The organism is Thermomonas fusca DSM 15424, assembly GCF_000423885.1.
Lineage (GTDB): Bacteria > Pseudomonadota > Gammaproteobacteria > Xanthomonadales > Xanthomonadaceae > Thermomonas > Thermomonas fusca.
On sequence record NZ_AUIV01000006.1, the window covers coordinates 110,066 to 133,643 of the forward strand.

At 70.5% G+C, this 23,578-nt stretch carries 14 protein-coding genes; 11 read left to right on the top strand and 3 right to left on the bottom strand.

Features of this window, described 5'->3' with window-relative positions:
• Window positions 1-20 precede the first annotated feature (20 nt).
• The 9 genes from dprA to G582_RS0103370 all read left to right on the top strand — a co-directional run bounded on the left by dprA (window position 21) and on the right by G582_RS0103370 (window position 14,400).
• On the top strand, window positions 21-1,148 hold the full coding sequence (gene dprA, locus G582_RS0103330) for a DNA-processing protein DprA (RefSeq protein ID WP_028838623.1): 1,128 nt from the start codon (window positions 21-23) through the stop codon (window positions 1,146-1,148).
• 54 nt (window positions 1,149-1,202) lie between these two features.
• The gene (locus G582_RS0103335) at window positions 1,203-1,694 is read left to right on the top strand and encodes a DUF494 family protein (RefSeq protein WP_028838624.1); all 492 of its coding nucleotides are present in this window, start codon (window positions 1,203-1,205) and stop codon (window positions 1,692-1,694) included.
• Between the two features lie 211 nt (window positions 1,695-1,905).
• Window positions 1,906-4,470: a DNA topoisomerase I gene (locus G582_RS15280; protein ID WP_083960922.1), complete on the top strand. Its 2,565-nt coding sequence runs from the start codon at window positions 1,906-1,908 to the stop codon at window positions 4,468-4,470.
• Between the two features lie 50 nt (window positions 4,471-4,520).
• Window positions 4,521-5,081, top strand: coding sequence for an L-threonylcarbamoyladenylate synthase type 1 TsaC (gene tsaC / locus G582_RS0103345; protein WP_038052649.1), 561 nt, complete (start codon window positions 4,521-4,523; stop codon window positions 5,079-5,081).
• Between the two features lie 172 nt (window positions 5,082-5,253).
• Window positions 5,254-9,711: a glutamate synthase large subunit gene (gene gltB, locus G582_RS0103350; RefSeq protein WP_028838626.1), complete on the top strand. Its 4,458-nt coding sequence runs from the start codon at window positions 5,254-5,256 to the stop codon at window positions 9,709-9,711.
• Entirely contained in the window at window positions 9,711-11,186 is a 1,476-nt protein-coding gene (locus G582_RS0103355; RefSeq protein WP_028838627.1) for an FAD-dependent oxidoreductase, read from the top strand. Before gltB ends, G582_RS0103355 begins: the two co-directional genes overlap by 1 nt.
• A gap of 54 nt (window positions 11,187-11,240) precedes the next feature.
• Complete coding sequence (locus G582_RS0103360; RefSeq protein WP_028838628.1) at window positions 11,241-11,909, top strand: DUF4124 domain-containing protein; 669 nt, start codon at window positions 11,241-11,243, stop codon at window positions 11,907-11,909.
• 1 nt (window position 11,910) lies between these two features.
• Window positions 11,911-12,570: a hypothetical protein gene (locus G582_RS17065; RefSeq protein WP_051246575.1), complete on the top strand. Its 660-nt coding sequence runs from the start codon at window positions 11,911-11,913 to the stop codon at window positions 12,568-12,570.
• A gap of 30 nt (window positions 12,571-12,600) precedes the next feature.
• Entirely contained in the window at window positions 12,601-14,400 is a 1,800-nt protein-coding gene (locus G582_RS0103370; protein WP_028838629.1) for a monovalent cation:proton antiporter-2 (CPA2) family protein, read from the top strand.
• A 78-nt stretch (window positions 14,401-14,478) separates the two neighbouring features.
• On the opposite strand, the gene G582_RS0103375 is transcribed toward G582_RS0103370, so the two are convergent.
• Window positions 14,479-17,817, bottom strand: coding sequence for an ankyrin repeat domain-containing protein (locus tag G582_RS0103375; protein ID WP_028838630.1), 3,339 nt, complete (start codon window positions 17,815-17,817; stop codon window positions 14,479-14,481).
• Window positions 17,810-18,079, bottom strand: a complete 270-nt coding sequence (locus tag G582_RS0103380) for a YcgL domain-containing protein (protein ID WP_028838631.1) — start codon at window positions 18,077-18,079, stop codon at window positions 17,810-17,812. The genes G582_RS0103375 and G582_RS0103380 overlap by 8 nt, the downstream gene beginning before the upstream one ends.
• A gap of 147 nt (window positions 18,080-18,226) precedes the next feature.
• Here G582_RS0103380 and G582_RS0103385 point away from each other — a divergent pair, with 147 nt between their 5' ends.
• A complete protein-coding gene (locus G582_RS0103385; protein WP_038052653.1) occupies window positions 18,227-20,560 on the top strand; it encodes a S9 family peptidase in 2,334 nt (777 codons plus the stop codon).
• 20 nt (window positions 20,561-20,580) lie between these two features.
• Window positions 20,581-22,230, top strand: coding sequence for an NAD(P)/FAD-dependent oxidoreductase (locus G582_RS0103390; protein WP_028838633.1), 1,650 nt, complete (start codon window positions 20,581-20,583; stop codon window positions 22,228-22,230).
• Window positions 22,231-22,240: 10 nt separating this feature from the next.
• Here the strand turns inward: G582_RS0103390 and G582_RS0103395 are convergent, their stop codons facing one another.
• Window positions 22,241-23,518 carry an acetyl-CoA C-acetyltransferase gene (locus G582_RS0103395; RefSeq protein WP_028838634.1) on the bottom strand — a complete coding sequence of 426 codons (1,278 nt, stop codon included), beginning with the start codon at window positions 23,516-23,518 and terminating at the stop codon, window positions 22,241-22,243.
• Window positions 23,519-23,578 lie beyond the last annotated feature (60 nt).

Here is a 23,578-nt window from a genome sequence, read left to right on the forward strand (position 1 = left end):
TTGCGGACGATGCTGGCCGCATGTCTGCCTGCGCCGAACATGAGCCCCTGCTGCGTCTGCTGCACAGCGGTGCGGCCGCATCCGCGCTGCGCCGCCTGCTCGATACCCACGGCGGGGCCGCCGCAGCGTTGGCCGCCGGACGTCGCGATTGGGCCAGCCACGGGGTCGACGCCGTGGCCTGCACGGCCCTGCTGCGGCCCGATGCGGCTGCGCTGGCCCGCAGCCTGCGTTGGCTGGAAGCGCCGACCCATCACTTGCTGGGATGGGGCGATGCGGCCTACCCGCCGCTGCTGCGGCGGATCGCCTCGCCGCCGGCGATGCTGTTCGTGGCCGGTGATGCGGATCTGCTGTGGCGGCCCACGGTCGCCATTGTCGGCAGCCGCACCGCCACCGCCGGCGGCCGCGTCAACGCCGGCCAGTTCGCCGCCGCGCTGGCGCGCGCCGGGCTGTGCATCGGCAGCGGGCTGGCGGCGGGGATCGATGCCGCCGCCCATCAGGCCACGCTGGACGCCGGCGGCATGACCGTCGCGGTGCTGGGAACCGGGCCCGACATCGCCTATCCCGCCCGCCACCGCGCGCTGATGGCGCGGATCGCGGAGGCCGGCGCCGTGGTCAGCGAGCACCCGCCCGGCACGCAGCCGCTGCGGACGCACTTTCCCAGCCGCAACCGCATCCTGGTGGGGCTCAGCCTGGGCATCGTGGTGGTCGAGGCCGCCATCCGCTCCGGCGCGCTGATCACCGCCAGGCTGGCCGGCGATGCTGGCCGCGAGGTGTTCGCGCTGCCCGGCTCCATCCACAATCCGATGGCGCGCGGCTGCCACCGGCTGATCCGCGAGGGCGCGGCGCTGGTGGAGACGCCGACCGAAGTGGCCGAGACGCTGGCACCGCTGGTGCGCGATCTGGTGCGGGGGCTGCGCGGAGAACTGGCGTCCTGCCCGGTCGAACCCGAGCGGGAGGCGGCAGGGCTGCCCGACCTTCCAGACATCAACCGGTTGTGGCAGGCCCTCGGCCACGACCCAACCGGTATGGATGAACTGCTGGAGCGCAGTGGATTGACGGCGGCGGCGGTGTCGTCCATGCTGCTGGCGCTGGAGCTGGAAGGACGGGTCGCGGCCGAACATGGCCGTTACAGTCGGATCGGGGTCTGAGACCAGCGATTCGCTTCCACGGTGCCCACGGGCACGAGCCAAGGACACACGGACATGAAAGAGAGCATCCTGGACGTCCTGCTGTACCTGTTCGAGCACTACTTCGCCAACGACGACGCGGCGCTGTCCGACACGGCGTTCATTGCGCGCGACAGTTCGCTGATGAACGAGCTGGCGGCCGCCGGGTTCTCGCCCAGCGAAATCCACAACGCCTTCGACTGGCTGGACGCGCTGGAACGACAGCGGCCGGCGCCCGGGCAGGCGCGCCCCAGCGGGCCGGTGCGGGTGCTGCACGGGTCGGAGCTGGACAAGCTGGACATCGAGGCGCGCGGCTTCCTGCTGTATCTGGAACAACATGGCGTGCTGGATGCCGGCCAGCGCGAGCTGGTGCTGGATCGGGCGATGGCGCTGGACCAGGACGAACTGGACCTGGACGACCTGAAGTGGGTGGTACTGATGGTGCTGTTCAACCAGCCCGGTTCCGAGGCGGCCTATGCCTGGATGGAAACCCAGATGTACCTGGACGAACCGGAGCCGGTGCACTGAGCCGATCCAGCCTCGGGCGCTGCGCCCTGCGCCGTCCGCCCGCAGCTGCCGCGCCGCCTTCGCCAGGCCCGCGGCGAGCCGGGCCGGCAGCGGTCGTACTTGACAGCGCAGCCCCGTCCATGATTCCACTATAAATAAGCGCCCGGGGCATCTGCTCCGGGCGTTGGCATCTACGGCGGCCTGCAGCCGCCCTACCGGAACCCGCGCCACCATGGCCAAGAACCTGCTCATCGTCGAATCGCCCGCCAAGGCCAAGACGATCAACAAATACCTCGGCAAGGACTTCACCGTCCTCGCCAGCTATGGCCATGTCCGCGACCTGGTGCCGAAGGAGGGCGCGGTGGATCCCGACAACGGGTTCACGATGCGCTACGAGACCATCGAGAAGAACGAGAAGCACGTCGATGCGATCGCCAAGGCCGCCAAGGCCGCCGACCATCTCTATCTGGCGACCGACCCGGACCGCGAGGGCGAGGCGATCAGCTGGCACATCGCCGAGATCCTGAAAGAGCGCAACCTGCTCAAGGACAAGACGCTGCAGCGGGTGGTGTTCACCGAGATCACCCCGCGCGCGATCAAGGAAGCGATGTCGCAGCCGCGCGACATCGCCGCCGACCTGGTCGACGCACAGCAGGCGCGGCGCGCGCTGGATTATCTGGTCGGCTTCAACCTGTCGCCGGTGTTGTGGCGCAAGATCAAGGCCGGGCTGTCGGCGGGCCGGGTGCAGTCGCCGGCACTGCGGATGATCGTGGAGCGCGAGGAGGAGATCGAAGCCTTCATCGCCCGCGAATACTGGAGCATCGAGGCCGAATGCGCGCACCCGTCGCAGGCGTTCACCGCCAAGCTGGTGAAGCTGGACGGCAAGAAGTTCGAACAGTTCACCGTCACCGACGGCAGCACCGCCGAAGACGCGCGGCTGCGCATCCAGCAGGCCGCCAGCGGCCGGCTGCACGTCACCGACGTGGCCAGCAAGGAGCGCAAGCGCCGCCCCGCTCCGCCGTTCACCACCTCCACCCTGCAGCAGGAGGCCGCGCGCAAGCTCGGCTTCACCACCCGCAAGACCATGCAGGTGGCGCAGAAGCTGTACGAAGGCATCGCGCTGGGCGACGAAGGCACGGTCGGCCTGATCAGCTACATGCGTACCGACTCGGTGAACCTGTCGCAGGACGCGCTGGCCGAGATCCGCGACGTGATCGCGCGCGATTTCGGCACCGCCTCGCTGCCGGACAAGCCCAACGTCTACCAGACCAAGTCGAAGAACGCGCAGGAAGCGCACGAAGCGGTGCGCCCGACCGCCGCGCTGCGCACGCCGGCGCATGTCGCCCGCTTCCTCACCGACGACGAACGCAAGCTCTACGAGCTGATCTGGAAGCGCGCAGTGGCCTGCCAGATGATCCCGGCCACGCTCAACACGGTCACCGTCGACCTGTCCGCCGGCAGCGAGCACGCCTTCCGCGCCAGTGGCACCACCGTGGTGGTGGCCGGCTTCCTTGCGGTCTATGAAGAGGGCAAGGACAGCAAGGGCAAGGAGGACGAGGACGAAGGCCGCAAGCTGCCGCTGATGAAGCTGGGCGACATGGTGCCGCTGGATCGCATCCACGCCGACCAGCATTTCACCCAGCCGCCGCCGCGCTTCACCGAAGCGGCGCTGGTGAAGGCGCTGGAGGAGTACGGCATCGGCCGGCCGTCCACCTATGCCGCCATCATCCAGACCCTGCTGGGCAAGCAGTACGCGGTGCTGGATGGTCGCGCGTTCAAGCCCACCGACATCGGGCGCGCGGTCGGCAAGTTCCTGTCCAGCCATTTCTCCAAATACGTCGACTACGACTTCACCGCCAACCTCGAAGACGAGCTGGATGCGGTGAGCCGCGGCGAGGAGGACTGGATCCCGCTGATGGAGAAATTCTGGGGTCCGTTCAAGGCGTTGGTGGACGACAAGAAGGCCACCTTGGACAAGGCCGACGCCGGCAGCGTGCGCGTGCTGGGCAGCGACCCGGCCAGTGGCCGCCCGCTCAGCGCGCGCATCGGCCGCTTCGGCCCGCTGGTGCAGATCGGCACCGTGGAAGACGAGGAGAAGCCGCGCTTCGCCTCGCTCAAGCCCGGCCAGAGCATCTTCAACATCACCCTCGATGAAGCACTGATGTTGTTCGAGATGCCGCGCAAGCTGGGCGTCGACGGCAGCGGTGAGGAAGTCAGCGTGGGCATCGGCCGCTTCGGCCCGTTCGCCAAGCGCGGCAGCTCCTATGCCTCGTTGAAGAAGGAAGACGACCCCTACGTCATCGACCTGGCGCGCGCGATCTTCCTGATCGAGGAGAAGGAAGAAATCGCCCGCAACCGCGTCATCAAGGAATGGCCCGGCCACGACGTGCAGGTGCTGAATGGGCGCTTCGGCCCGTACATCAGCGACGGCAAGCTCAACGGCAAGATCCCCAAGGACCGCGAGCCGGCCTCGCTGTCGCTGGAGGAAACGCTGAAGCTGCTGGAAGAAACCGGCAAGCCGGCGCGCAAGGGCTTCGGCGCGAAGAAGGCGGCGGTGAAGAAGGTCGCCGCCAAGAAGGCCGCGGTGAAGAAGGCGCCCGCCGAGAAGGCGGCGAAGAAGCCGGCCGCCAACAAGGTCGTGGCCAGGAAGGCAGTGAAGAAGGCACCCGCGAAGAACGCCGCGCGCCCGTATTCGGCCGACCTCGAGCCCGCCAAGCCGCTGCTCACCGCGGCCAAGGTGGAGCCGGGCAAGAAGCGCGTGGTGAAGAAGCCGTCGCGGGACGAGGCGCCGTTCTGAATTTTCCGCCGCCATTTCCGTGGATACGGGAATGAGTGGAAAATAACCCCATGGATCTGCAGGCCGCTCTCGCTCCCGCCTTCGTCGCGCTCCGTAACGGCGGCCTCATTGCCTATCCCACCGAAGGCGTGTGGGGGCTGGGTTGCGATCCGCGCAGCGAAGCGGCGGTGCTGCGCCTGCTGACGCTCAAGCAGCGCGATGTCGCCAAGGGTTTGATCCTAATCGCATCGAATGAGGCGCAGCTCGCGCCTTTCATCGACACCGCATTGTTGGGTCAAGCGCAGCTGGCCGAAGTACGCGCCAGCTGGCCGGGGCCGAATACCTGGATCGTGCCGGCGTCGAAGGACGCGCCGCGCTGGATCACCGGCGCGCATGACGGCATCGCCGTGCGCGTCACCGAGCATCCGCTGGTGCGCGCACTGTGCGACGGCTTCGGCGGCGCGCTGGTGTCGACCAGCGCCAATATCGCAAGCCGACCTTCGCCGCGCACGCGGGAAGAACTCGACCCGCGCATCGTTGCCGGGGTCGATGCCGTCACCGATGGCGAAACCCTCGGGCGCGCGCAGCCCAGCACCATCCGCGACGCGCGCAGTGGCGCCGTCCTGCGCTGAAAACCGCGTCCGCCCTGCGTTTGCGGGCGAAAAGCGGTTTCTCCTGCAACGAAAATTCTTCGCAAAACCCTCTTGTTGCGCTGCACAAACTATGCTCTAGTCGGGGTGCGCATCGGGTTCCACTGGGAGAGTCGGAACGCGGGCGTTCCACAACTCCTGCACGGACAAGACCATGCGGCGCAGCCCGATCCGGGGTTTGTACGACCCTGCCAGTGAACATGACAGTTGTGGCTTCGGCCTGATCGCACAGGTCGAGGGTGGGGCGTCGCGGGCGATCGTCGATGGCGCACTGGAAGCCCTGTCGCGGATGGCGCATCGCGGCGGCGTTGCGGCCGATGGCCTGTCCGGTGATGGCTGCGGCGTGCTGCTGCACGGCATCGACGGCTTCCTGCACGCGCTGGCGAACGACGCCGGCATCGCACTGCATGCCGGGCCCATCGCCGTCGGCAACGTGTTCCTGCCTCGGGATGCTGCGCTCGCAGCGCGCTGCCGCGAGGTGCTGGCGCACGAGCTCGGCGCCGCCGGTTTGCGCGTGGTCGGCTGGCGCGACGTGCCGGTGGATCCGTCGGTCTGCGGCGCGTTGGCGCGCGCCTCGCTGCCACGCATCGCGCAGGTGTTCGCGGAAAGCGACGGCGACGATGCCGATGCGTTCGAGCGCGCGCTGTACCTGGCCCGCAAGCGCGCCGAACAGGCGCTGCGCGAGGCGCCCGACTTCTACGTCATCAGCCTGTCCACCCGCCTGCTGGGCTACAAGGGCATGGTGCTGCCGAAGCACCTGCGGCAGCTGTTTCCCGACCTTGCGCATCCGCAGCTGGAAGCGCGCGCGGTGCTGTTCCACCAGCGCTTTTCCACCAATACCCAACCGCGCTGGCCGCTGGCGCATCCGTTCCGCCGGCTGGCGCACAACGGCGAGATCAACAGCATCGAGGGCAACCGTCGCTGGGCGCAGGCGCGCAAGGATGTGTGGAAGTCGCCGCTGCTGGATGTGGGTGGATTCGACGAAGTGGTGTCGATGCACGGCTCCGATTCGCAGTCGCTGGACAATGCGCTGGAGTGGCTGTTGCTGGGCGGCATGGACCTGCCCAAGGCGATGCGCATCCTGATGCCGCCGGCCACCCAGTCGCTGGAATACAAGGACGCCGACCTGTCGGCGTTCTACGAGTACTACGCGATCAACTCCGAGCCGTGGGACGGCCCGGCCGGGGTGGTCACCTGCGACGGCAGGCACGCCGCCTGCACGCTGGACCGCAACGGCCTGCGCCCGGCGCGCTGGCTGCTGACCACGGACGGGGTGTTCGCCATCGCCTCCGAAGCGGGTGTGCTCGACATCGATCCGGCGCGCGTGCAGGCCAAGGGCAAGCTGGGTCCTGGCGAGATGATCGCGGTCGATCTGGTCGCCGGCCGGCTGCTCGACAACGACGCCATCGACGCGCTCAACCGCGCGCGCGCGCCGTACAAGCAGTGGCTGCGGCAGGGCATGACCTACCTGCACACCGAGCTGATCGACCCGGCGCTGTGCGACGAACCCTTCGACGACGCCACCGTGCTCGGCTTCCAGAAACTGTTCCAGCTCACCCGCGAGGAGCAGGAGCGGGTGCTGCGCCCGCTGGTGGAAACCGGGCAGGAAGCGATCGGCTCGATGGGCGATGACATCCCGATGGCGGCGCTCAGCCAGCGCGTGCGGCCGCTGTACGACTGCTTCCGGCAGGCCTTCGCGCAGGTCACCAACCCGCCGATCGACCCGCTGCGCGAAGCCTGCGTGATGACGCTCTCCACCCAGATCGGGCGCGAGGGCAACCTGTTCCACGACGGCCCGGACAACGTCGACCACGTGCTGCTGAATTCGCCGGTGCTGTCGCAACGCAAGCTGCACCAGCTGCTGGCGCTGCCGCGTTTCGCCGCCCGCTACCGCTACATCGACCTGTATTTCGATGACAGCACCACGCTGGCGCAGGCGCTGGACCGCATCTGCGCGCAGGCCGAGGAAGCGGTGCGCGCCGGCGACGAACTGCTGGTGCTGTCCGACCGCCGGCCGCGCCGCGGCGCCGCCGCGGTGCACGCGCTGCTGGCCACCGGCGCGGTCCACCAGCACCTGGTCCGCGCCGGCCTGCGCTGCGACGCCAACCTGATCGTGGAAACCGGCACCGCGCGCGACCCGCACCACTTCGCCTGCCTCATTGGTTTTGGCGCCACCGCGGTGTATCCCTACCTCGCCTACCAGACCCTGCACGCGCTGGGCCGGCGCGGCGTGCTGGGCGGCAAGACCGCCGCCGAGCCGCAGCAGATCGGCCGCAGCTACCGGCGCGGGGTGAAGAAGGGGCTGCTGAAGATCCTCTCGAAGATGGGCATCGGCAGCATCGCCAGCTATCGCGGCGCCGGCCTGTTCGAAATCGTCGGCCTGGCCGACGAGGTGGTGGCGCGCTGCTTCGACGGCACGCCCTCGCGGATCGGCGGCGCCGGCTTCGCCCGGCTGGAAGCGGACGCGCGCCAGCTTGCTGCGCACGGCTGGGACGACGACGCGCTGCCGGAGCTGGGCGGGCTGCTGCACTACGTCCACGGCGGCGAATACCACCAGTACAACCCGGACGTGGTGCAGTCGCTGCAACACGCGGTGCTGACCGGCGATCGCGCTGACTGGAGAACCTATGCCGCCCACGTCGATACGCGCCCGCCGGCGGCGCTGCGCGACCTGTTGCGGCTGAAACCCGCCGTCATGCCGCTGCCGCTGTCGGAAGTGGAGCCGGTGGAAAGCATCGTGCGCCGCTTCGACAGCGCGGCGATGAGCTTGGGCGCGCTGTCGCCGGAGGCGCACGAGGCGCTGGCCATCGCGATGAACCGCCTCGGCGGGCGCAGCAACTCCGGCGAAGGTGGCGAAGATCCGGCGCGCAACGGCACCGACAGGCGCAGCAAGATCCGCCAGATCGCCTCCGGGCGCTTCGGGGTGACGCCGGACTACCTGATCAACGCCGAAGTGCTGCAGATCAAGCTGGCGCAGGGTGCCAAGCCCGGCGAGGGCGGTCAGCTGCCGGGCAGCAAGGTCAACCCGCTGATCGCGCGGCTGCGCCACGCCAAGCCCGGCATCGGCCTGATCTCGCCGCCGCCGCATCACGACATCTATTCGATCGAGGATCTCGCCCAGCTGATCTTCGACCTGCGGCAGATCAATCCCGATGCGCTGATCTCGGTGAAGCTGGTGTCGCATGCCGGCGTCGGCACGATTGCCGCCGGCGTGGCCAAGACCGGCGCCGACCTCATCACCATTGCCGGCCACGACGGCGGCACCGGCGCCAGCCCGATCGGCTCGGTGCGCTATGCCGGCGTGCCGTGGGAGCTGGGCCTGTCCGAGGCGCGCCAGGCGCTGCAGGCCAACGAGCTGCGCGGGCGCGTGCTGCTGCAGACCGACGGTGGCCTGAAGACCGGGCTGGACGTGATCAAGGCGGCGCTGCTGGGCGCGGACAGTTTCGGCTTCGGCACCGCGCCGATGATCGTGCTGGGCTGCAAGTACCTGCGCATCTGCCACCTCAACAACTGCGCCACCGGCATGGCCACGCAGGACGAGCGGTTGCGCCGCGACCATTTCAAGGGCCTGCCCGAGCGCGTCGAATGCTACTTCCGCAACGTCGCCGAAGACGTGCGCGAATGGCTGGCCTTGCTGGGCCTGCGCACGCTGGACGAGGCGATCGGCCGCACCGACCTGCTGGAACAGCACCTGCGCGCGACCCGCGAGGATGTCGACGTGGACCTGTCGCGGCTGCTGGCGCGCGATCCGGCGCAGGCGTCCGCCTACTGCGGATCGCCGGCGCTGCAGGCGCCGCCGCACGGGTTGGCCGCGCAGCTGGATGAGGCCTTGGCCGCTGCCATCGCCGGTGGCGCTGGCGGCGCTTTCGTCGGCACGATCCGCAATACCGACCGCAGCATCGGCGCGCGCTTGTCCGGCCGCATCGCCCGCGCCCATGGCGACACCGGCATGCGCGATGCGCCCATCGATGTGCGCCTGTCCGGCAGCGCCGGCCAGAGCTTCGGCGCGTTCAATGCCGGCGGCCTGCACCTGCATCTGCAGGGCGAAGCCAACGACTACGTCGGCAAGGGCATGGCCGGCGGCCGCATCGTGCTGCAGCCGCCGGCCGGCAGCCGGTTTGCCTCGCAGGACGCGCCGATCCTCGGCAACACCTGCCTGTACGGCGCCACCGGCGGCGAGCTGTTCGCGGCCGGCCGCGCCGGCGAACGCTTCGCGGTGCGCAACTCCGGCGCCACCGCGGTCATCGAGGGCGCGGGTGACCACTGCTGCGAATACATGACCGGCGGCGCGGTGGTGGTGCTGGGCCGCACCGGGCTGAACTTCGGCGCCGGCTTCACCGGCGGGCTGGCCTATGTGCTGGATCTGGAGCGCGATTTCGTTGATCGCTACAACCACGAGCTGGTCGACATCTCGCGGATCACCCCGGAGGGGCTGGACGGTTATCGCCAGCACCTCACCGATCTTATCGAGGCGCACGCGCGGCTGACCGGCAGCGCCTGGAGCGCGCGCATCCGCGACGACTTCCGCGACTTCGTCGGCAAGTTCTGGCTGGTCAAGCCGAAGGCGGCGAGCCTGGAAGCGCTGGCCCACGAATTGAAGAGGGCGGCCTGATGAGCAAGCAACAGCTCTTCCAGTTCCTGGAGTCGCCGCGCGAGATGCCGGCCAAGGTACCGCTGGCCGAACGCGTGGCCGGCAGTTTCGACGAGCTGTACGGGCGTTTCGGGCAGGCCGAGGCGGCGCACCAGGCCGGGCGCTGCCTGGATTGCGGCAATCCGTATTGCGAAGCCAAGTGCCCCGTCCACAACTACATTCCCGACTGGCTGCAGCTGGTGCAGGAAGGCCGCATCCATGAGGCCGCCGCGCTCTGCCACGAAACCAATCCGCTGCCGGAGATGTGCGGGCGCGTCTGCCCGCAGGACCGGCTGTGCGAAGGCGCGTGCACGCTCAACGACGGCTTCGGCGCGGTCACCATCGGCGCGGTGGAGAAGTACATCGTCGATACCGCTTTCGCCCAAGGCTGGCGGCCGGACCTGTCGAAGGTGAAGCCCACCGGCAAGCGGGTGGCGGTGATCGGCGCCGGGCCGGCGGGGCTGGCCTGCGCCGACCGGCTGGTGCGCAGCGGCATCGAGGCCAGCGTGTTCGACCGCTACGAGCAGATCGGCGGCCTGCTGCAGTTCGGCATTCCCAGCTTCAAGCTGGACAAGGCGGTGATCGCCACCCGCCGCGCGGTGCTGGAAGGCATGGGCGTGCGCTTCCGCCTCGGCGTGGACGTGGGCCGCGATGTCGGCATCGCGGCGCTACTGGACGAGTTCGATGCGGTGTTCCTCGGCCTCGGCGCCTATCGCTATACCGACGGCGGCCTGCCCGGACAGGAACTGGCCGGCGTGCTGCCGGCGCTGCCCTTCCTCGTGCAGAACGGCCGCATCGTCACCGGCAATGAGCCGCACGGTCGGCCGATTGCCGGCTGGGAGGACCAGCTGGCGCTACCCGAGCTGCGCGGCAAGCGCGTGGTGGTGCTTGGCGGCGGCGATACCGGCATGGACTGCGTGCGCTCCGCCATCCGCCTTGGTGCGGCCAGTGTGACCTGCGCCTACCGTCGCGACGAGGCCAACATGCCCGGCTCCGCGCGCGAGGTGGCGAACGCGCGCGAGGAAGGCGTGCAGTTCCTGTTCAACCGCCAGCCGCTGGAGATCGTCGGCGAAGCAAACGCCAGCGGCGTGCGGATGGTGGAGACGCGGCTGGGCGAACCCGATGCCAACGGCCGCCGAGCGGCGCAGCCGATTCCCGGCAGCGAATCGGTGCTCGACGCCGACGTTGTCATCATCGCCTTCGGTTTTTCCCCCCGCGTGCCGCAGTGGCTGCAGGCACTCGGTGTACAGGCGCAGGCCAACGGCCGGCTGGTGGTCGGCGGCAACGGTCGGCTGCCGTACCAGACCGCGCACGATGCGCTGTTCGCCGGCGGCGACTGCGTGCGCGGCGCCGACCTGGTGGTGACCGCCGTGCAGGAAGGCCGCGACGCCGCGGCCAGCATCGCGCGCATGCTGCGCGGCGCGAAGGCGATTCCGCTGGCGCTGACGGCCGCCTGAAAGCGCGCGCGCCGCGGGGTTTCGTTGCGCGCGCCAACGCGCCAAGATGGGGCCATGCGCGTCGCCCTCGCCCTCGCCCTTGCCGTCTGCCTGCTGCTGTTCGCCGGCAGCGCGCGTGCGCAGGCCAAGCCGGCAGCCACGGTCATCGTCTATCGCTGCACCGACGCCGCCGGCAAGGTCAGCCTGCAGGACGCGCCCTGTGCGAAAGGCCAGGCGCAGCAGGCGCGCGAGATGCTGCGGCCGGTCGATGCTTCGCCGCGCGCCGCGGCGTCGTTGCCGACGCCTGCAACGCCGCCCGCTGCGACCGACACCCGCACCGTCTATCTGGCGCCGCCGCGGCCGCTGTACGAATGCGTCACGCCCGAAGGCAAGCGCTACACCAGCGACGACGGCCGCGGCAATCCGCGCTGGGTGCCGTTGTGGACGCTGGGCTATCCGACGGTGCGCCCGCGCTCGGTGCTGGGCGACAACATCGGCCATCCCGAGCGGGTGATGCGCCCGCCGCATCGCGACATCAACTGGCCGGTCGCCACCGGCGGCGGAAGCTGGATCCGCGACGACTGCGTCATGCTGCCGCCGGTCGAGGCCTGCGTGCGCCTGCGCGACCGCCGCAGCACACTGCGCACGCGCTTCTTCAACGCGCAGGAAAAGGAGCGCGATGTGCTGCGCGAACAGGAACGTGCGCTCAACGCGCGCCTCGACAACGACTGCGGCGGCCGCTGAGATGCGGCTGATCATGCCGCTGCCGATGCTGGCGCTGCTGCTCGTGTGCACGCCGCTGCCGACGTGGGCGCAGGAAACCGTCTTCTACAAATGCACCGATGCCAAGGGCAATGTGTCGATGCAGAACGGCACGCCCTGCGCGGCCGGCATGAAGCAGGAAATCCGCCGCATCGGCGAAGTGAAGACCGTGCCGGTACCGGCCAGGAAACCACGGGTCGAGACGCCGCCGGCGCCGCCGGTGTACGGCGACTTCGTGCTGGTCAGCGGCCCGGCCGCGCAGCGCGCGCCGGCGCCCGAAGCCGCCGGCCTGCCCGCGCCGCCGCCGCTATACCAGTGCCGGACCTGGGAAGGCGATACCTATTTCGGCGAGAGCGCCGAACCGCCGCCGCGCTGCGCGCCGCTGCAGGTGACCGGCATCGATGGCCGCGCTTCGCTGGGCATGGCCAGCGCCTGCGAGATGAAGCAGGACAGCTGCGCCGCGGTGCCGGAAACGCAGCTGTGCGCAAGCTGGTATCGGCGCCTGGACGAGGCCGAGTTCAAGCTGCGCTATGCCGATGACGGCAGCCGCCGCGAGCGGCAGGCCGCGTTCGATGCGGTGGATGCGAAGATCAAGGCCAGCCGCTGCGCGACCACCGCGCCGACCAATCCCGCCGTGCCGTAAGCTGGTCACGGGATTGCATGGAAGGAACGGATGGATAGCGGCGGCCTGGAACTGGCACTGGTGTTCCTGCTGGCAGCGGTGCTGGCGGTGCCATTGTTCAAGCGGTTCGGGCTGGGCGCGATCCTCGCTTACCTCACCGCCGGCGTGCTGTTGGGGCCACACGAGCTGGCGCTGGTGCGCGACCCGGACAAGGTGCTGGCGGCCAGCGAGATCGGCGTGGTCATGCTGCTGTTCGTGATCGGGCTGGAGTTGTCGCTGCCGCGGCTGAAGGTGATGCGCAAGCCGATTTTCCTGGTCGGTGGCCTGCAGGTGCTGCTGTGCGGGCTGGCGCTGGGTGCGCTGGCGATGCTGGCGGGGCTGGGCTGGAAGGCGGCGTTGGTGGTGGGGCTGGGTCTGGCGCTGTCCTCCACGGCGGTGGGCCTGCAGCTGCTGGCCGAGCGCAAGGAGCTGGCCACCGAGCACGGCCGGCTCGCGTTCGCGATCCTGCTGTTCCAGGACCTGGCCGCGATCCCGCTGCTGGCTGCAATCCCATTGCTGGGCAAGGCCAAGACCGTGGGCCTGGAATGGACCGAGGTGGCGCGCGCGGTGGCGCTGATCGCGGCGCTGATCTTCGGCGGCCGCTACCTGCTGCGCCACCTGTTCCGCGTCATCGCCCGCACCGATCTTCCCGAGGTGTTCACCGGCGCCGCCCTGCTGGTGGTGCTGGGCAGCGCCTGGCTGATGCAGGCGGCGGGCTTGAGCGCGGGCCTCGGCGCATTCCTGGCCGGCGTGCTGCTGGCCGAATCCGAATACCGGCACGAACTGGAGGCGCAGATCCGCCCGTTCGAAGGCCTGCTGCTGGGGCTGTTCTTCATGGCCGTGGGCATGGGCATCGACGTGCAGCGGATCCTCACCGAGCCGCTGCTGATCGCGGCGGGCGTGGCCACGCTGCTGGCGGTGAAATCGTTGCTGCTGTTCGCGCTGGGGCTGCGCCCGGGCCGGCTGGACGCGCGCGGGGCCTGCCTGCTGGCGGCGGTGCTGGCGCTGGGCGGCGAGTTCGCCTTCGTGGTGTTCGGCGAAGCGGGGCGGGCCCGGCTGCTGGATGCCGCCACCCTTGACCGCCTCACCGCCATCGTCGGCCTGTCGATGGCGCTGACGCCGCTGCTGCTGATGCTGGCGTCGAAGCTGCTGCCCGACAGGCTGGCCTCGGAAGCGCGTGAGTACGATGCGATCCCGCAGGACCGCCACCCGCAGGTGCTGATTGCCGGCTTCGGCCGCTTCGGCCAGATCGTCGCCCGCCTGCTGCGCGCGCAGGGCATAGCCTTCATCGCCATCGACCCGGACATCGAGCAGGTCAACCTGTCGCGGCAGATCGGCACCGACCAGATCTATTACGGCGATCCGACCCGGTTGGCGCTGCTGCGCTCGGCCGGTGCCGCGCGGATCCGCATCTTCGTGGTCGCCATCAACGGCGTCGAGGCCAGCCTGCGGATGGTGCGGCTGGTGCGAAAAAACTATCCGCAGGCGCGGGTGTTCGCGCGCGCGCGCGACCGCCGCCACGCCTGGCAGCTGATCGATCTGGGCGCGGAAGCGCTGCGCGAAACCTTCTGCAGCAGCCTGGAGATCGGCCGCGAGGTGCTGGTGGCGCTGGGCATGCAACGCGAACAGGCCGAGGATCGCGCGCGCCGTTTCCGCGAATGGGACGAGTCGCTGCTGGAGCAGCAGCGGCTGCTGCAGGACGACGAGGATGCGCTGCTGCAGGCCACCCGCGATGCGCGCCGGGAGCTGGATGGGCTGTTCGAGGCGGATGCCGGCAGCGCTCGCGGCGATGCCCCGACCGGGGCCGCGTAAGGCCCAGGCGGCCGCTGCGCTCGCGCGGTTCATCCGGACGCGCTTGGATCTCCTGCGCCAGCCCGCAGGCTCGCCACGCTACTCGCGCAGGAAACGCGCCATCGACACGCCCGAGGGCGGGGGCGCGGCCGGCGGGACCAGCTCCGCGGCGATGTCGACGTAACCGCGCAGCAGGGCGATGTCGCGCGGGATGCGTCCGCCGGCGTCGGCCAGCGCCGGGTCGGCGCCGGCGCGCAGCAGCGCCTGCACCGTGCGGCGCAGGCCGTGCAATGCGGCCAGATGGAGGGGGCCGTAGCCGCGGGCGTCGCGGGCGTCCAGCCGCACGTCTTCGTCCAGCAGCCGCTCCAGCGCGGCCAGCAGCACGTCCTCGCTACTGGGCGTGCCCGGCTCGGCGCGTGCGCCCAGCAGCAGCAGCAGCGGGGTGGTGCCATTCTTCGCCGGCAGGTGCGGGTCGGCGCCGGCCAGCAACAGGCCATCCAGCAGTGCCAGCAGGCGGGTGCGGTCACGGGCAGTGAAGCCGTACAGGGCGGCGCAGTGCAAGGGCGTCTGGCCCTGCGCGTCGACCGCGTGCAGGTCGGCGCCGGCGCGCAGCAGCCGCGCCACCAGCTCCGGCAGGCCCAGCGCGGCGGCCAGCATCAGCACGGTGACTTCGCCGGGCAGCCGCTGTTCCAGGCTGCAGCCAGCCTGCAGCAGGCGTTCGACGATCTCCGGCTGGCGCATGCTCACCGCCGCGGACAGCGCGGTGGCACCGGTGTTGGCGGTCAGGCCGGGATCGGCGCCGCGCGCCAGCAGGTCTTCGACCAGCCCGCGATGGCCGCCACCGGCCGCGCGCAGCAGCGCGGTGCAGCCCTGGCTGTCGGTGGTGTCTATCGGAAAGCCGAGGTCCAGCAGGCGCCGCACCGCGTCGCGGTCGCCGGTGATAGCGGCGGCCGGCAGGTCGATGGCGCGCAGTGGCCGATGCGGTAGCGGCCAGCCGCGCCAGTCCAGCCAGTCGGCGAGCTCGCGCTGGCCGCTGGCCAAGGCGATGCCCAGGGGCGTCTGTCCGTCGGCGGCGCGCCGGTCCGGCGCAGCGCCTTCGGCCAGCAGCGCGGTCAGCATCGGTTGGCGCCCCAGGCTGGCGGCGAAATGCAGCGGACTCATGCCGCGGCCGTCGCAGCCGTCGGGATCGGCACCGTGGGCCAGCAGCTGGTGCAGCAGCGCCTGCCAACCCAGCCGCACCGCCAGCAGCAGCGGCGGGTCGCCAGCGGCGGAGGCGGCAAATGGATCGGCGCCGCGCGCCAGCAGTTCCAGCGCGAAGGCTTCGCCGCCCGCGTCGTCGCCCGGCGCATCCAGGCAGGCAGCCAGATAATCGGCCAGTCCGCCGGCGCCGGCCGGCGAAGCGCCGTGCGCCAGCAGCCGCCGTGCGACTGCGATGCCGGCCTCGCCGCGGGTCAGCGCGGCCTGCATCGGCGCCGGGGCAGCGGCGACGCGGGATTCGGGATTGGCGCCGTGGCGCAGCAGCCAATCGGTGCGCGCGGCGCTGGCGGCGACTTCGGCATCGCCCAGCAGGTGATCGAAGTCGGCGCGTTCCAGCCGCGCCGCCAGCGCCTGCAGCCGCGCCGCGTCGGCGCCTTCCAGCAGCGCTTCGCGCAACAGCAGGGATGGCGGGCGTTCCGGCGCCGGTTCATCGTCGCCAAGCGCCGCCGACGGGCTGCGGCCGGGATCGAGCAGCGCCGCCAGCGCCCAGCGGCCGGCGGCTACGGCAATCTCCACCGCGCTGCGCCCGTGCGCGTCGGCGGCGTGCGGATCGATGCCCTGCGCCAGCAGCAGCTGCACCAGCGCCGGCGACGGTGCTTCCGCGGCGCAGGCCAGGTGCAGCGCGTTGGCGCCGCCGGCATCGCAGGCGCAAGCGTCGGCGCCGGCGGCCAGCAGCACTTCCAGCGCCGGCTGGGCGCTGCTGCGGGCGGCGTCGAGCAGCGGCGTGCGGCCTTCGCCGTCGCGCGGATCGGCATCTGCGCCGGCTTCCAGCAGGGTCTGGCAGATCGCGGCGTGGCCGGCCGCGGCGGCTTCGTGCAGGGCGCTGCGGCCGCGTGCGTCGCGGGCGTTGGCCTTGGCCTTGTGGCGCAGCAGCAGCAGCACGCCGGCGGGGTCGTCCTCCTCGCTGCCGGCGGCGGCCAGCAGGGCCGGCTGACCGCCGGCGGGTTCCGGGCGCGCACCGCGTTCCAGCAGGAACCGCGCCAGCCGCCAATTGCCGCAGGCGCAGGCGCTGCCCAGCGGCGACAGGCCGGCGGCGTTGGGCGCGTCGATGGCGGCGGCGGCGTCGCGCAGCAGCGCGGCCACGCCGGGGTCGGAGCTGCGCGCGGCATGGTGCAGGGGGGTGTTGCCGTCGGCATCGGCGATGCGCGGATCGGCGCCGTTGGCGAGCAGGGTCATCACCGCTTCCGGGCGGCCGTGCCAGCTGTCGCGGGTGGCGGCCAGCAGCGGCGTCATGCCGTCCTGCATGGCGTTGACGTCAACGCCGCGCTCGATCAGCGCGCGCAGCAGGCGCAGGTCCGGCAGCACCGCCGCCAGCACCGGCAGGCTGCGGCGATCGCGCGCATCGGGTTCGGGTTGCACCTGCGGGTCGGCACCGGCCGCGAGCAGCGCCAGCGCGCGATCGACCCGACCCAGCCGCGCGGCGGCGTACAGCTGCCGGCTCAGGCCGGCCAGTTCGGCGGCGGAACTGGCCTCATCCGCAGCGGGCAGCGGCGCGATCGCCGGCGTGCTGTCGAACGCTTCTTCCTCCAGCGCGGCAGGGTCGGCGACGGCGTCCATTTCCACCACCGGCAGGCCGTGCAGGGCGATGGCGGGTGCCGCCGACTGCAGGGCAAGATGCGCCAGCGGCAGCAGCGCCAGCGCATAGGCGAAGCTGATGCCCAGGCGGGCGCCACCGGCCAGCAGATCCGGCCAGCCCAGCAGCAGGCCGCCGGCCAGCAGCAGGAACACCGGCAGCGCGCCCAGCAACAGCCCGCGCCAGGCGGCGGGGTCCTGCGCCTGGCGGGCGGCGAAGCGCGACTGCGCGCTGCCGCCGCCGCGTTCCAGCGTGTACCAGTCCGGCCAGCGCCACCACAGCGCCACCAGCAGCGCACCGGCCAGCCCGGCCAGCGCCAGCGCGTGGCCCAGCGACGGGGCTTCGCGCAGCCGCAGCAACGGCCAGGCCAGCAGCGCGCCGGCCAGCAGGAAACCGCCGCCCCACAACAGCGCCAGCCGGCCGGCATCGAGGGCCAGCGCGCGCCGGTCGCGGCTGCCGCGCAGCAGCGCGATGCCCAGCGCGGCCGGCACCTGCGCCAGCCAGGCCAGCGCGGCGGCGACACCGTCGGCGGCGAACCCGCTGCCGACGGCCGCAAGCAGTGCAAGCGCGAGCAGCGCGGCGCCAGCCACGGGCATGCGTTCAGGCATCGGTGCCCCAGTCGTCGCTCATCGGGTCGGCCATGGTGGGCGGGAACTGCAGGTGGAAGCCGCGACTGGCAAGGTTGCTGCGCACCACGTCGGGGTTCTCCCGCGCCAGCCGGCGTTCCGGCGTCAGCGCCACTTCCAGCACGAATTGCAGGCTACCCAGCTGCGCGCGCAGCGGTTCAGGCAGGCAGCCGAAATCGTCGCGCGTGGCGAGGTAGAGAAAGGTGTCGGCCTTTTTCAGGCTCTTGTAGACGAAGGCAAGCATCGCGATCCGGGGGAATCGGGTTTGCGGAAACAATCACGGATTGTGCGGTAAAGCGCGCTGCGGCGGAACCGCTGTCGGGACATCCGGCACAGGCGCGCAGGAAACCGGCTGCTACGCTGCGCGATTCGTTTCGCCCCGGACCCGTTCATGCGCCTCCTCCCGCTTGCGTTCGCCCTGCTGTCCACCCTGCCCGCCGCGCACGCCGCGGAGCGGGTCAGCCTGACCCAGGCGATGGCCGATCCCGACTGGATCGGCAACCCGGTGGAGCGCGCGTGGTGGCGCTGGGACGGCAAGTCCGCCTATTACCTGCAGAAGCGCGACGGCGCCGGCATCCGCGACACCTGGCGGGTGGGCATCAACGGTGGCGCAGCCGGCCGGCTGGACGATGCCGCGCGCGCCGACCTCGACGCCGACGGCGCGGTGGTCGATGCCGCGGGCAACCGCAGCGCCTTCATCCGCAATGGCGACGTATTCGTCCGCGACCTGCGCGGCGGTGCGCTGCAGCAGCTGACCCGCGACAACCAGGCCGCCTCGCGCCTGCAATGGAGCAGCGGCGGCGCGCTGGTGTGGCGCGCGGGCGAGGCCTGGTATCGCTGGGACGGCCGCGGCGTGGTGCAGGCCGCGGTGGTGAAAGCCGAAGACGCGCCGGGCACGCCGCCCAAGGCCGACGACCTGCGCGATCGCCAGCTGCGCCTGATCGCCACCCTCAACGACGACCGCGCCCGCCGCGACGCCGCGCGGGTGCAGGCCGACGACTGGCGCAAGGCGGATCCGACCCGCGCACCGGCGCCGGTCTACCTGGGCAAGGGCGTGGAGATCGCCGACACCGCGCTGTCGCCGGATGGCCGCTGGTTGCTGGCAGTCACCCGCGAGAAGGGCGCCGACAGCGGACGCGCCGGCAAGATGCCGATGTACGTCACCGAATCGGGTTACGAGGAGTTCGAGGACGTGCGCACCCGCGTCGGTCGCGGCGATCCGGTGCCGCACAGGCTGTGGCTGGCCGACCTTGCCACCGGCAAGCTGGTCGAGCTGGGGTTCGACCCGCTGCCCGGCATCGCCGTCGACCCGCTGGCGGCGATGCGCAAGGCCGCCGGCAAGCCGGCCCTGCAGGGCAACCGCGCGCTGCAGGTGGGTGATGTGCAGTGGAGCGCAGACGGCCGCAACGCGGCGGTGATGCTGCGCGCCATCGACAACAAGGACCGCTGGATCGCCAGCGTCGACCTTGACGGCGCGCGCCTGCAACCGCGCCACCGGCTCACCGACCCGGCGTGGATCAACTGGGGCTTCAACGAATTCGGCTGGCTGCCGGATGGCCGCACGCTCTGGTATCTCAGCGAGGAAAGCGGGTTCTCGCATCTTTATACGTTCGACGGCACGCGTCGGCGCCAGCTCACCCAGGGCCGCTGGGAGGCCTCGCAGGTCAGCGTGTCGCGCGATGGCGCCACGTTCCGGTTCCTGTGCAACCGCAGCGCACCCGGCGACTACGAGGTCTGCAAGGTACCCGCCGCCGGTGGCGAGGTGCGCGAGCTGACCGCGCTGGACGGGGTGGAGGATTTCTCCGCATCGCCGGACGGAACCAAGCTGCTGGTCCGCCATTCGCTGGCCTACCTGCCGCCGCAGCTGTCGGTGGTGGACGCCGCGGGCGGCGAGGCGCAGCGCCTCACCGATACCCGCAGCGCCGACTTCAAGGCGCGCAGCTGGATCCAGCCGCAGATCGTGCAGGTGCCCAGCAAGCACGGCGCTGGCACCATCTGGGGCAAGTACTACGCCCCGGAGAAGATGGAGCCGGGCCGCAAGTACCCGATCGTGATGTTCGTGCACGGCGCGGGCTACCTGCAGAACGTCTCCGCCCGCTATCCGAACTACTTCCGCGAGCAGATGTTCCACAACCTGCTGGTGGACCAGGGCTACATCGTGCTCGACCTCGACTACCGCGCCAGCGAGGGTTACGGCCGCGACTGGCGTACCGCCATCTACCGCTGGATGGGCAAGCCGGAACTGGAGGATTACCTCGACGGCCTGGACTGGCTGGTGGAAACCAAGCAGGGCGATCGCGACCGCGCCGGCATCTACGGCGGCAGCTACGGCGGCTTCATGGCCTTCGCCGCGCTGTTCCAGAAGCCGGGCGTGTTCAAGGCCGGCGCTGCGTTGCGCCCGGTCAGCGACTGGTCGCAGTACAACCACGAATACACCAGCAATATCCTCAACACGCCCGAACTCGATCCCGAGGCCTACAAACGCTCCTCGCCACTCGAATATGCGGACGGCCTGCAGGACCACCTGCTGATCGCCCACGGCATGATCGACGACAACGTGTTCTTCAAGGACTCGGTGATGCTGGCGCAGAAGCTCATCGAGCTGCGCAAGGACAAGTGGGAGCTGGCGCCATATCCGCTGGAGCGGCACGGCTTCACCCATGCCGACAGCTGGCATGACGAATACCGGCGGATCTACGAGTTGTTCGAGCGCACGCTGAAGTAAGGATTCGCCGGACGTTGCCCATGCTTCGCATCACCGACCTCAAGCTGCCGCTGGACCACGACGAAGCCGCGCTGTCTGCGGCCGTGATTGTGCGGCTGGGCATCGCCCCGCACGAGTTGAACGGTTACGCCGTCGCCAAGCGCAGCCACGATGCGCGCAAGCGCGGCGCGATCGCGCTGATCTACGCGCTGGACGTGGACACCCCGCGCCAAGCCGAGCTGCTGCAGCGCTTTGCCGATGACCCGCACGTGCAGCCCGCGCCGGACACCAGCTACCGCCTGGTGGCGAAGGCGCCGGCGCAGCTTCGGCACCGCCCGCTGGTGATCGGTTTCGGCCCGTGCGGGTTGTTCGTGGGCTTGATCCTGGCGCAGATGGGTTTTCGCCCGATCATCCTGGAACGCGGCAAGGCGGTGCGCGAGCGCACCAAGGACACCTGGGGTCTGTGGCGCAAGCGCAACCTGCACCCCGAGTCGAACGTGCAGTTCGGCGAGGGCGGCGCCGGCACGTTCTCCGACGGCAAGCTGTACAGCCAGATCCGTGACCCGCTGCACCACGGCCGCAAGGTGCTGACCGAGTTCGTCAAGGCCGGCGCGCCGGAGGAAATCCTCTACGTCAGCAAGCCGCATATCGGCACCTTCCGGCTGGTGTCGATGGTGGAGAACATGCGCGCCACCATCGAAGCGCTGGGCGGTGAAATCCGCTTCGGCCAGCGCGTCGATGACCTGCTGATCGACGTCACGCCCAGCGGCGAACGGCGCGTGCGCGGCGTCACCCTGGCCAGCGGCGAGCAGCTGCGCGCCGACCACGTGGTGCTGGCGCTGGGCCACAGCGCGCGCGATACCTTCGAGATGCTGCATGCGCGCGGCGTGCACCTGGACGCCAAGCCGTTCTCGATCGGTTTCCGCATCGAACATCCGCAGTCGGTGATCGACCGTGCCCGCTTCGGCCCGCAAGCTGGCCATCCGCTGCTGGGCGCGGCCGACTACAAACTGGTGCATCACTGCAAAGGCCGGCACGCCGGCAGCGGCCGCTCGGTGTACAGCTTCTGCATGTGCCCCGGCGGCACCGTGGTGGCCGCGACCAGCGAACCGCAGCGCGTGGTCACCAACGGCATGAGCCAGTACTCGCGCAACGAACGCAATGCGAATGCGGCCGTGGTGGTTGGCATCCAGCCCTCCGACTTCGCCGCATTCGATGCCAGCGGCAGCGTGCTGGCCGGTATCGCCATGCAACGCGCGCTGGAAAGCCATGCCTATGTGCTGGGCGGCGAAAACTACAGCGCGCCGGCGCAGTTGGTGGGCGATTTCCTCGCCGGCCGCGCATCGCGCCAATTCGGCGAAGTCCAACCGTCGTACAAGCCGGGCGTCGCCCTGGGCAGCCTCGACAGCGCGCTTCCCGACTACGCGATTGCCGCGATCCGCGAAGCGCTGCCGGCATTCGAGCGGCAGATCCGCGGCTACGCGATGCACGACGCAATCCTGACCGGCGTGGAAACCCGCACCTCGTCACCGGTCCGGATCACCCGCGACGCCAGCCTGCAAAGCCTCAACACGCGCGGCCTGTTCCCGGCCGGCGAGGGCGCGGGCTACGCCGGCGGCATCCTGTCCGCGGGCGTGGATGGCATCAAGATTGCCGAAGCGGTGGCGCGCAGCATCCTCAACGGCGATTGAGGCGCCGTCCTCAGCGCTCCAGGATCGCCACCACGCCCATCCCGCCTGCCGTACAGATGCTGACCAGGCAGCGGCCGCCGCCGCGCTGCTTGAGTTCCTTGGCGGCGGTGGCGACGATGCGCGCGCCGGTGGCAGCGAACGGGTGGCCGGTGGCGAGCGACGAGCCGTTCGGGTTGATCCTGGCCGGGTCGATGCGGCCCAGCGGCGCGTCCAGGCCGAGCCGGGTCTTGCAGTACTCCTCGCTCTCCCATGCGCGCAGGGTGCACAGCACCTGTGCGGCGAAGGCTTCGTGGATCTCGTAGAAATCGAAATCCTGCAGCGCCAGGCCGTTGCGCTTGAGCATCTCCGCCACCGCCACGGTCGGCGCCATCAGCAGGCCTTCGCCGTGGACGAAATCGACCGCCGCGACCTGCGCGTCGCGCAGGTGGCAGAGCACTTCGTGGCCGTGCTGCGCGGCCCATTCGTCGCTGGCCAGCAGGCAGGCGGAAGCGCCGTCGGTCAGCGGGGTGGAATTGCCGGCGGTGAGGGTGCCCCTGCCGGAGCTCTTGTCGAAGGCCGGCTTGAGCGTGGCCAGCTTCTCGATGCTGCTGTCGGGGCGCAGGATGTTGTCGCGGTTGACGCCGCGGAAGCTCACCACTAGGTCGTCGAAGAAGCCGCGCGCATAGGCGGCGGCCAGCTTGTGGTGCGAAGCCGCGGCCAGCTCGTCCTGCGAATCGCGCGAGATGTTCCACTCCTTCGCCATGTCCTCGCAGTGCGCGCCCATCGACTTGCCGGTGCGCGGCTCGGCCACGCCGGGGAAGTCCGGCTTCAGTTCGGACAGGCGGAAGCCCTTGAACGCGGCCAGCTTGTCCTTGAAGGTCCTGGCCGCGGCGGCCTTGAGCAGGCGCTGGCGCAGCGCCTTGCCGTAGACGATGGGCACGTCCGAGGTGGTGTCCGAACCACCGCCGATGCCGGCTTCGATCTGCCCGGTGGCGATCTTGCCGGCGATGTGGACGATGGTGTCCAGCGAAGTGCCGCAGGCGCGCTGCAGGGTGATGCCCGGGGTCAGCGGCGACAGCCCGGAGGACAGCGCGGCTTCGCGGCCGAGGTTCCAGTCGGACGAATGCTTGATCACCGCGCCCATCGCCACTTCGCCCAGCTGCTGCCCGTGCAGGCCGAATTTCTCGACCAGCGCGCCCAGCGTGCGCACCGACATGCCAAGGTTGCCGACGTCGGCATAGGCCGTGTTCTGGCGGCAGAACGGGATGCGGACACCACCCAGGATGGCGACGGGACGACCGTGTTGCATGGCACACCTCGGGGTCTGGCCCGCGACGCGGGCATAATGGGTCGAGTGTAGCGTCGCTCT

Coding starts and splice junctions, on each gene's coding strand:
- dprA (WP_028838623.1), top strand. CDS start 21: ATGTCTGCCTGCGCCGAACATGAGCCCCTGCTGCGTCTGCTGCACAGC.
- G582_RS0103335 (WP_028838624.1), top strand. CDS start 1,203: ATGAAAGAGAGCATCCTGGACGTCCTGCTGTACCTGTTCGAGCACTAC.
- G582_RS15280 (WP_083960922.1), top strand. CDS start 1,906: ATGGCCAAGAACCTGCTCATCGTCGAATCGCCCGCCAAGGCCAAGACG.
- tsaC (WP_038052649.1), top strand. CDS start 4,521: ATGGATCTGCAGGCCGCTCTCGCTCCCGCCTTCGTCGCGCTCCGTAAC.
- gltB (WP_028838626.1), top strand. CDS start 5,254: ATGCGGCGCAGCCCGATCCGGGGTTTGTACGACCCTGCCAGTGAACAT.
- G582_RS0103355 (WP_028838627.1), top strand. CDS start 9,711: ATGAGCAAGCAACAGCTCTTCCAGTTCCTGGAGTCGCCGCGCGAGATG.
- G582_RS0103360 (WP_028838628.1), top strand. CDS start 11,241: ATGCGCGTCGCCCTCGCCCTCGCCCTTGCCGTCTGCCTGCTGCTGTTC.
- G582_RS17065 (WP_051246575.1), top strand. CDS start 11,911: ATGCGGCTGATCATGCCGCTGCCGATGCTGGCGCTGCTGCTCGTGTGC.
- G582_RS0103370 (WP_028838629.1), top strand. CDS start 12,601: ATGGATAGCGGCGGCCTGGAACTGGCACTGGTGTTCCTGCTGGCAGCG.
- G582_RS0103375 (WP_028838630.1), bottom strand. CDS start 17,817: ATGCCTGAACGCATGCCCGTGGCTGGCGCCGCGCTGCTCGCGCTTGCA.
- G582_RS0103380 (WP_028838631.1), bottom strand. CDS start 18,079: ATGCTTGCCTTCGTCTACAAGAGCCTGAAAAAGGCCGACACCTTTCTC.
- G582_RS0103385 (WP_038052653.1), top strand. CDS start 18,227: ATGCGCCTCCTCCCGCTTGCGTTCGCCCTGCTGTCCACCCTGCCCGCC.
- G582_RS0103390 (WP_028838633.1), top strand. CDS start 20,581: ATGCTTCGCATCACCGACCTCAAGCTGCCGCTGGACCACGACGAAGCC.
- G582_RS0103395 (WP_028838634.1), bottom strand. CDS start 23,518: ATGCAACACGGTCGTCCCGTCGCCATCCTGGGTGGTGTCCGCATCCCG.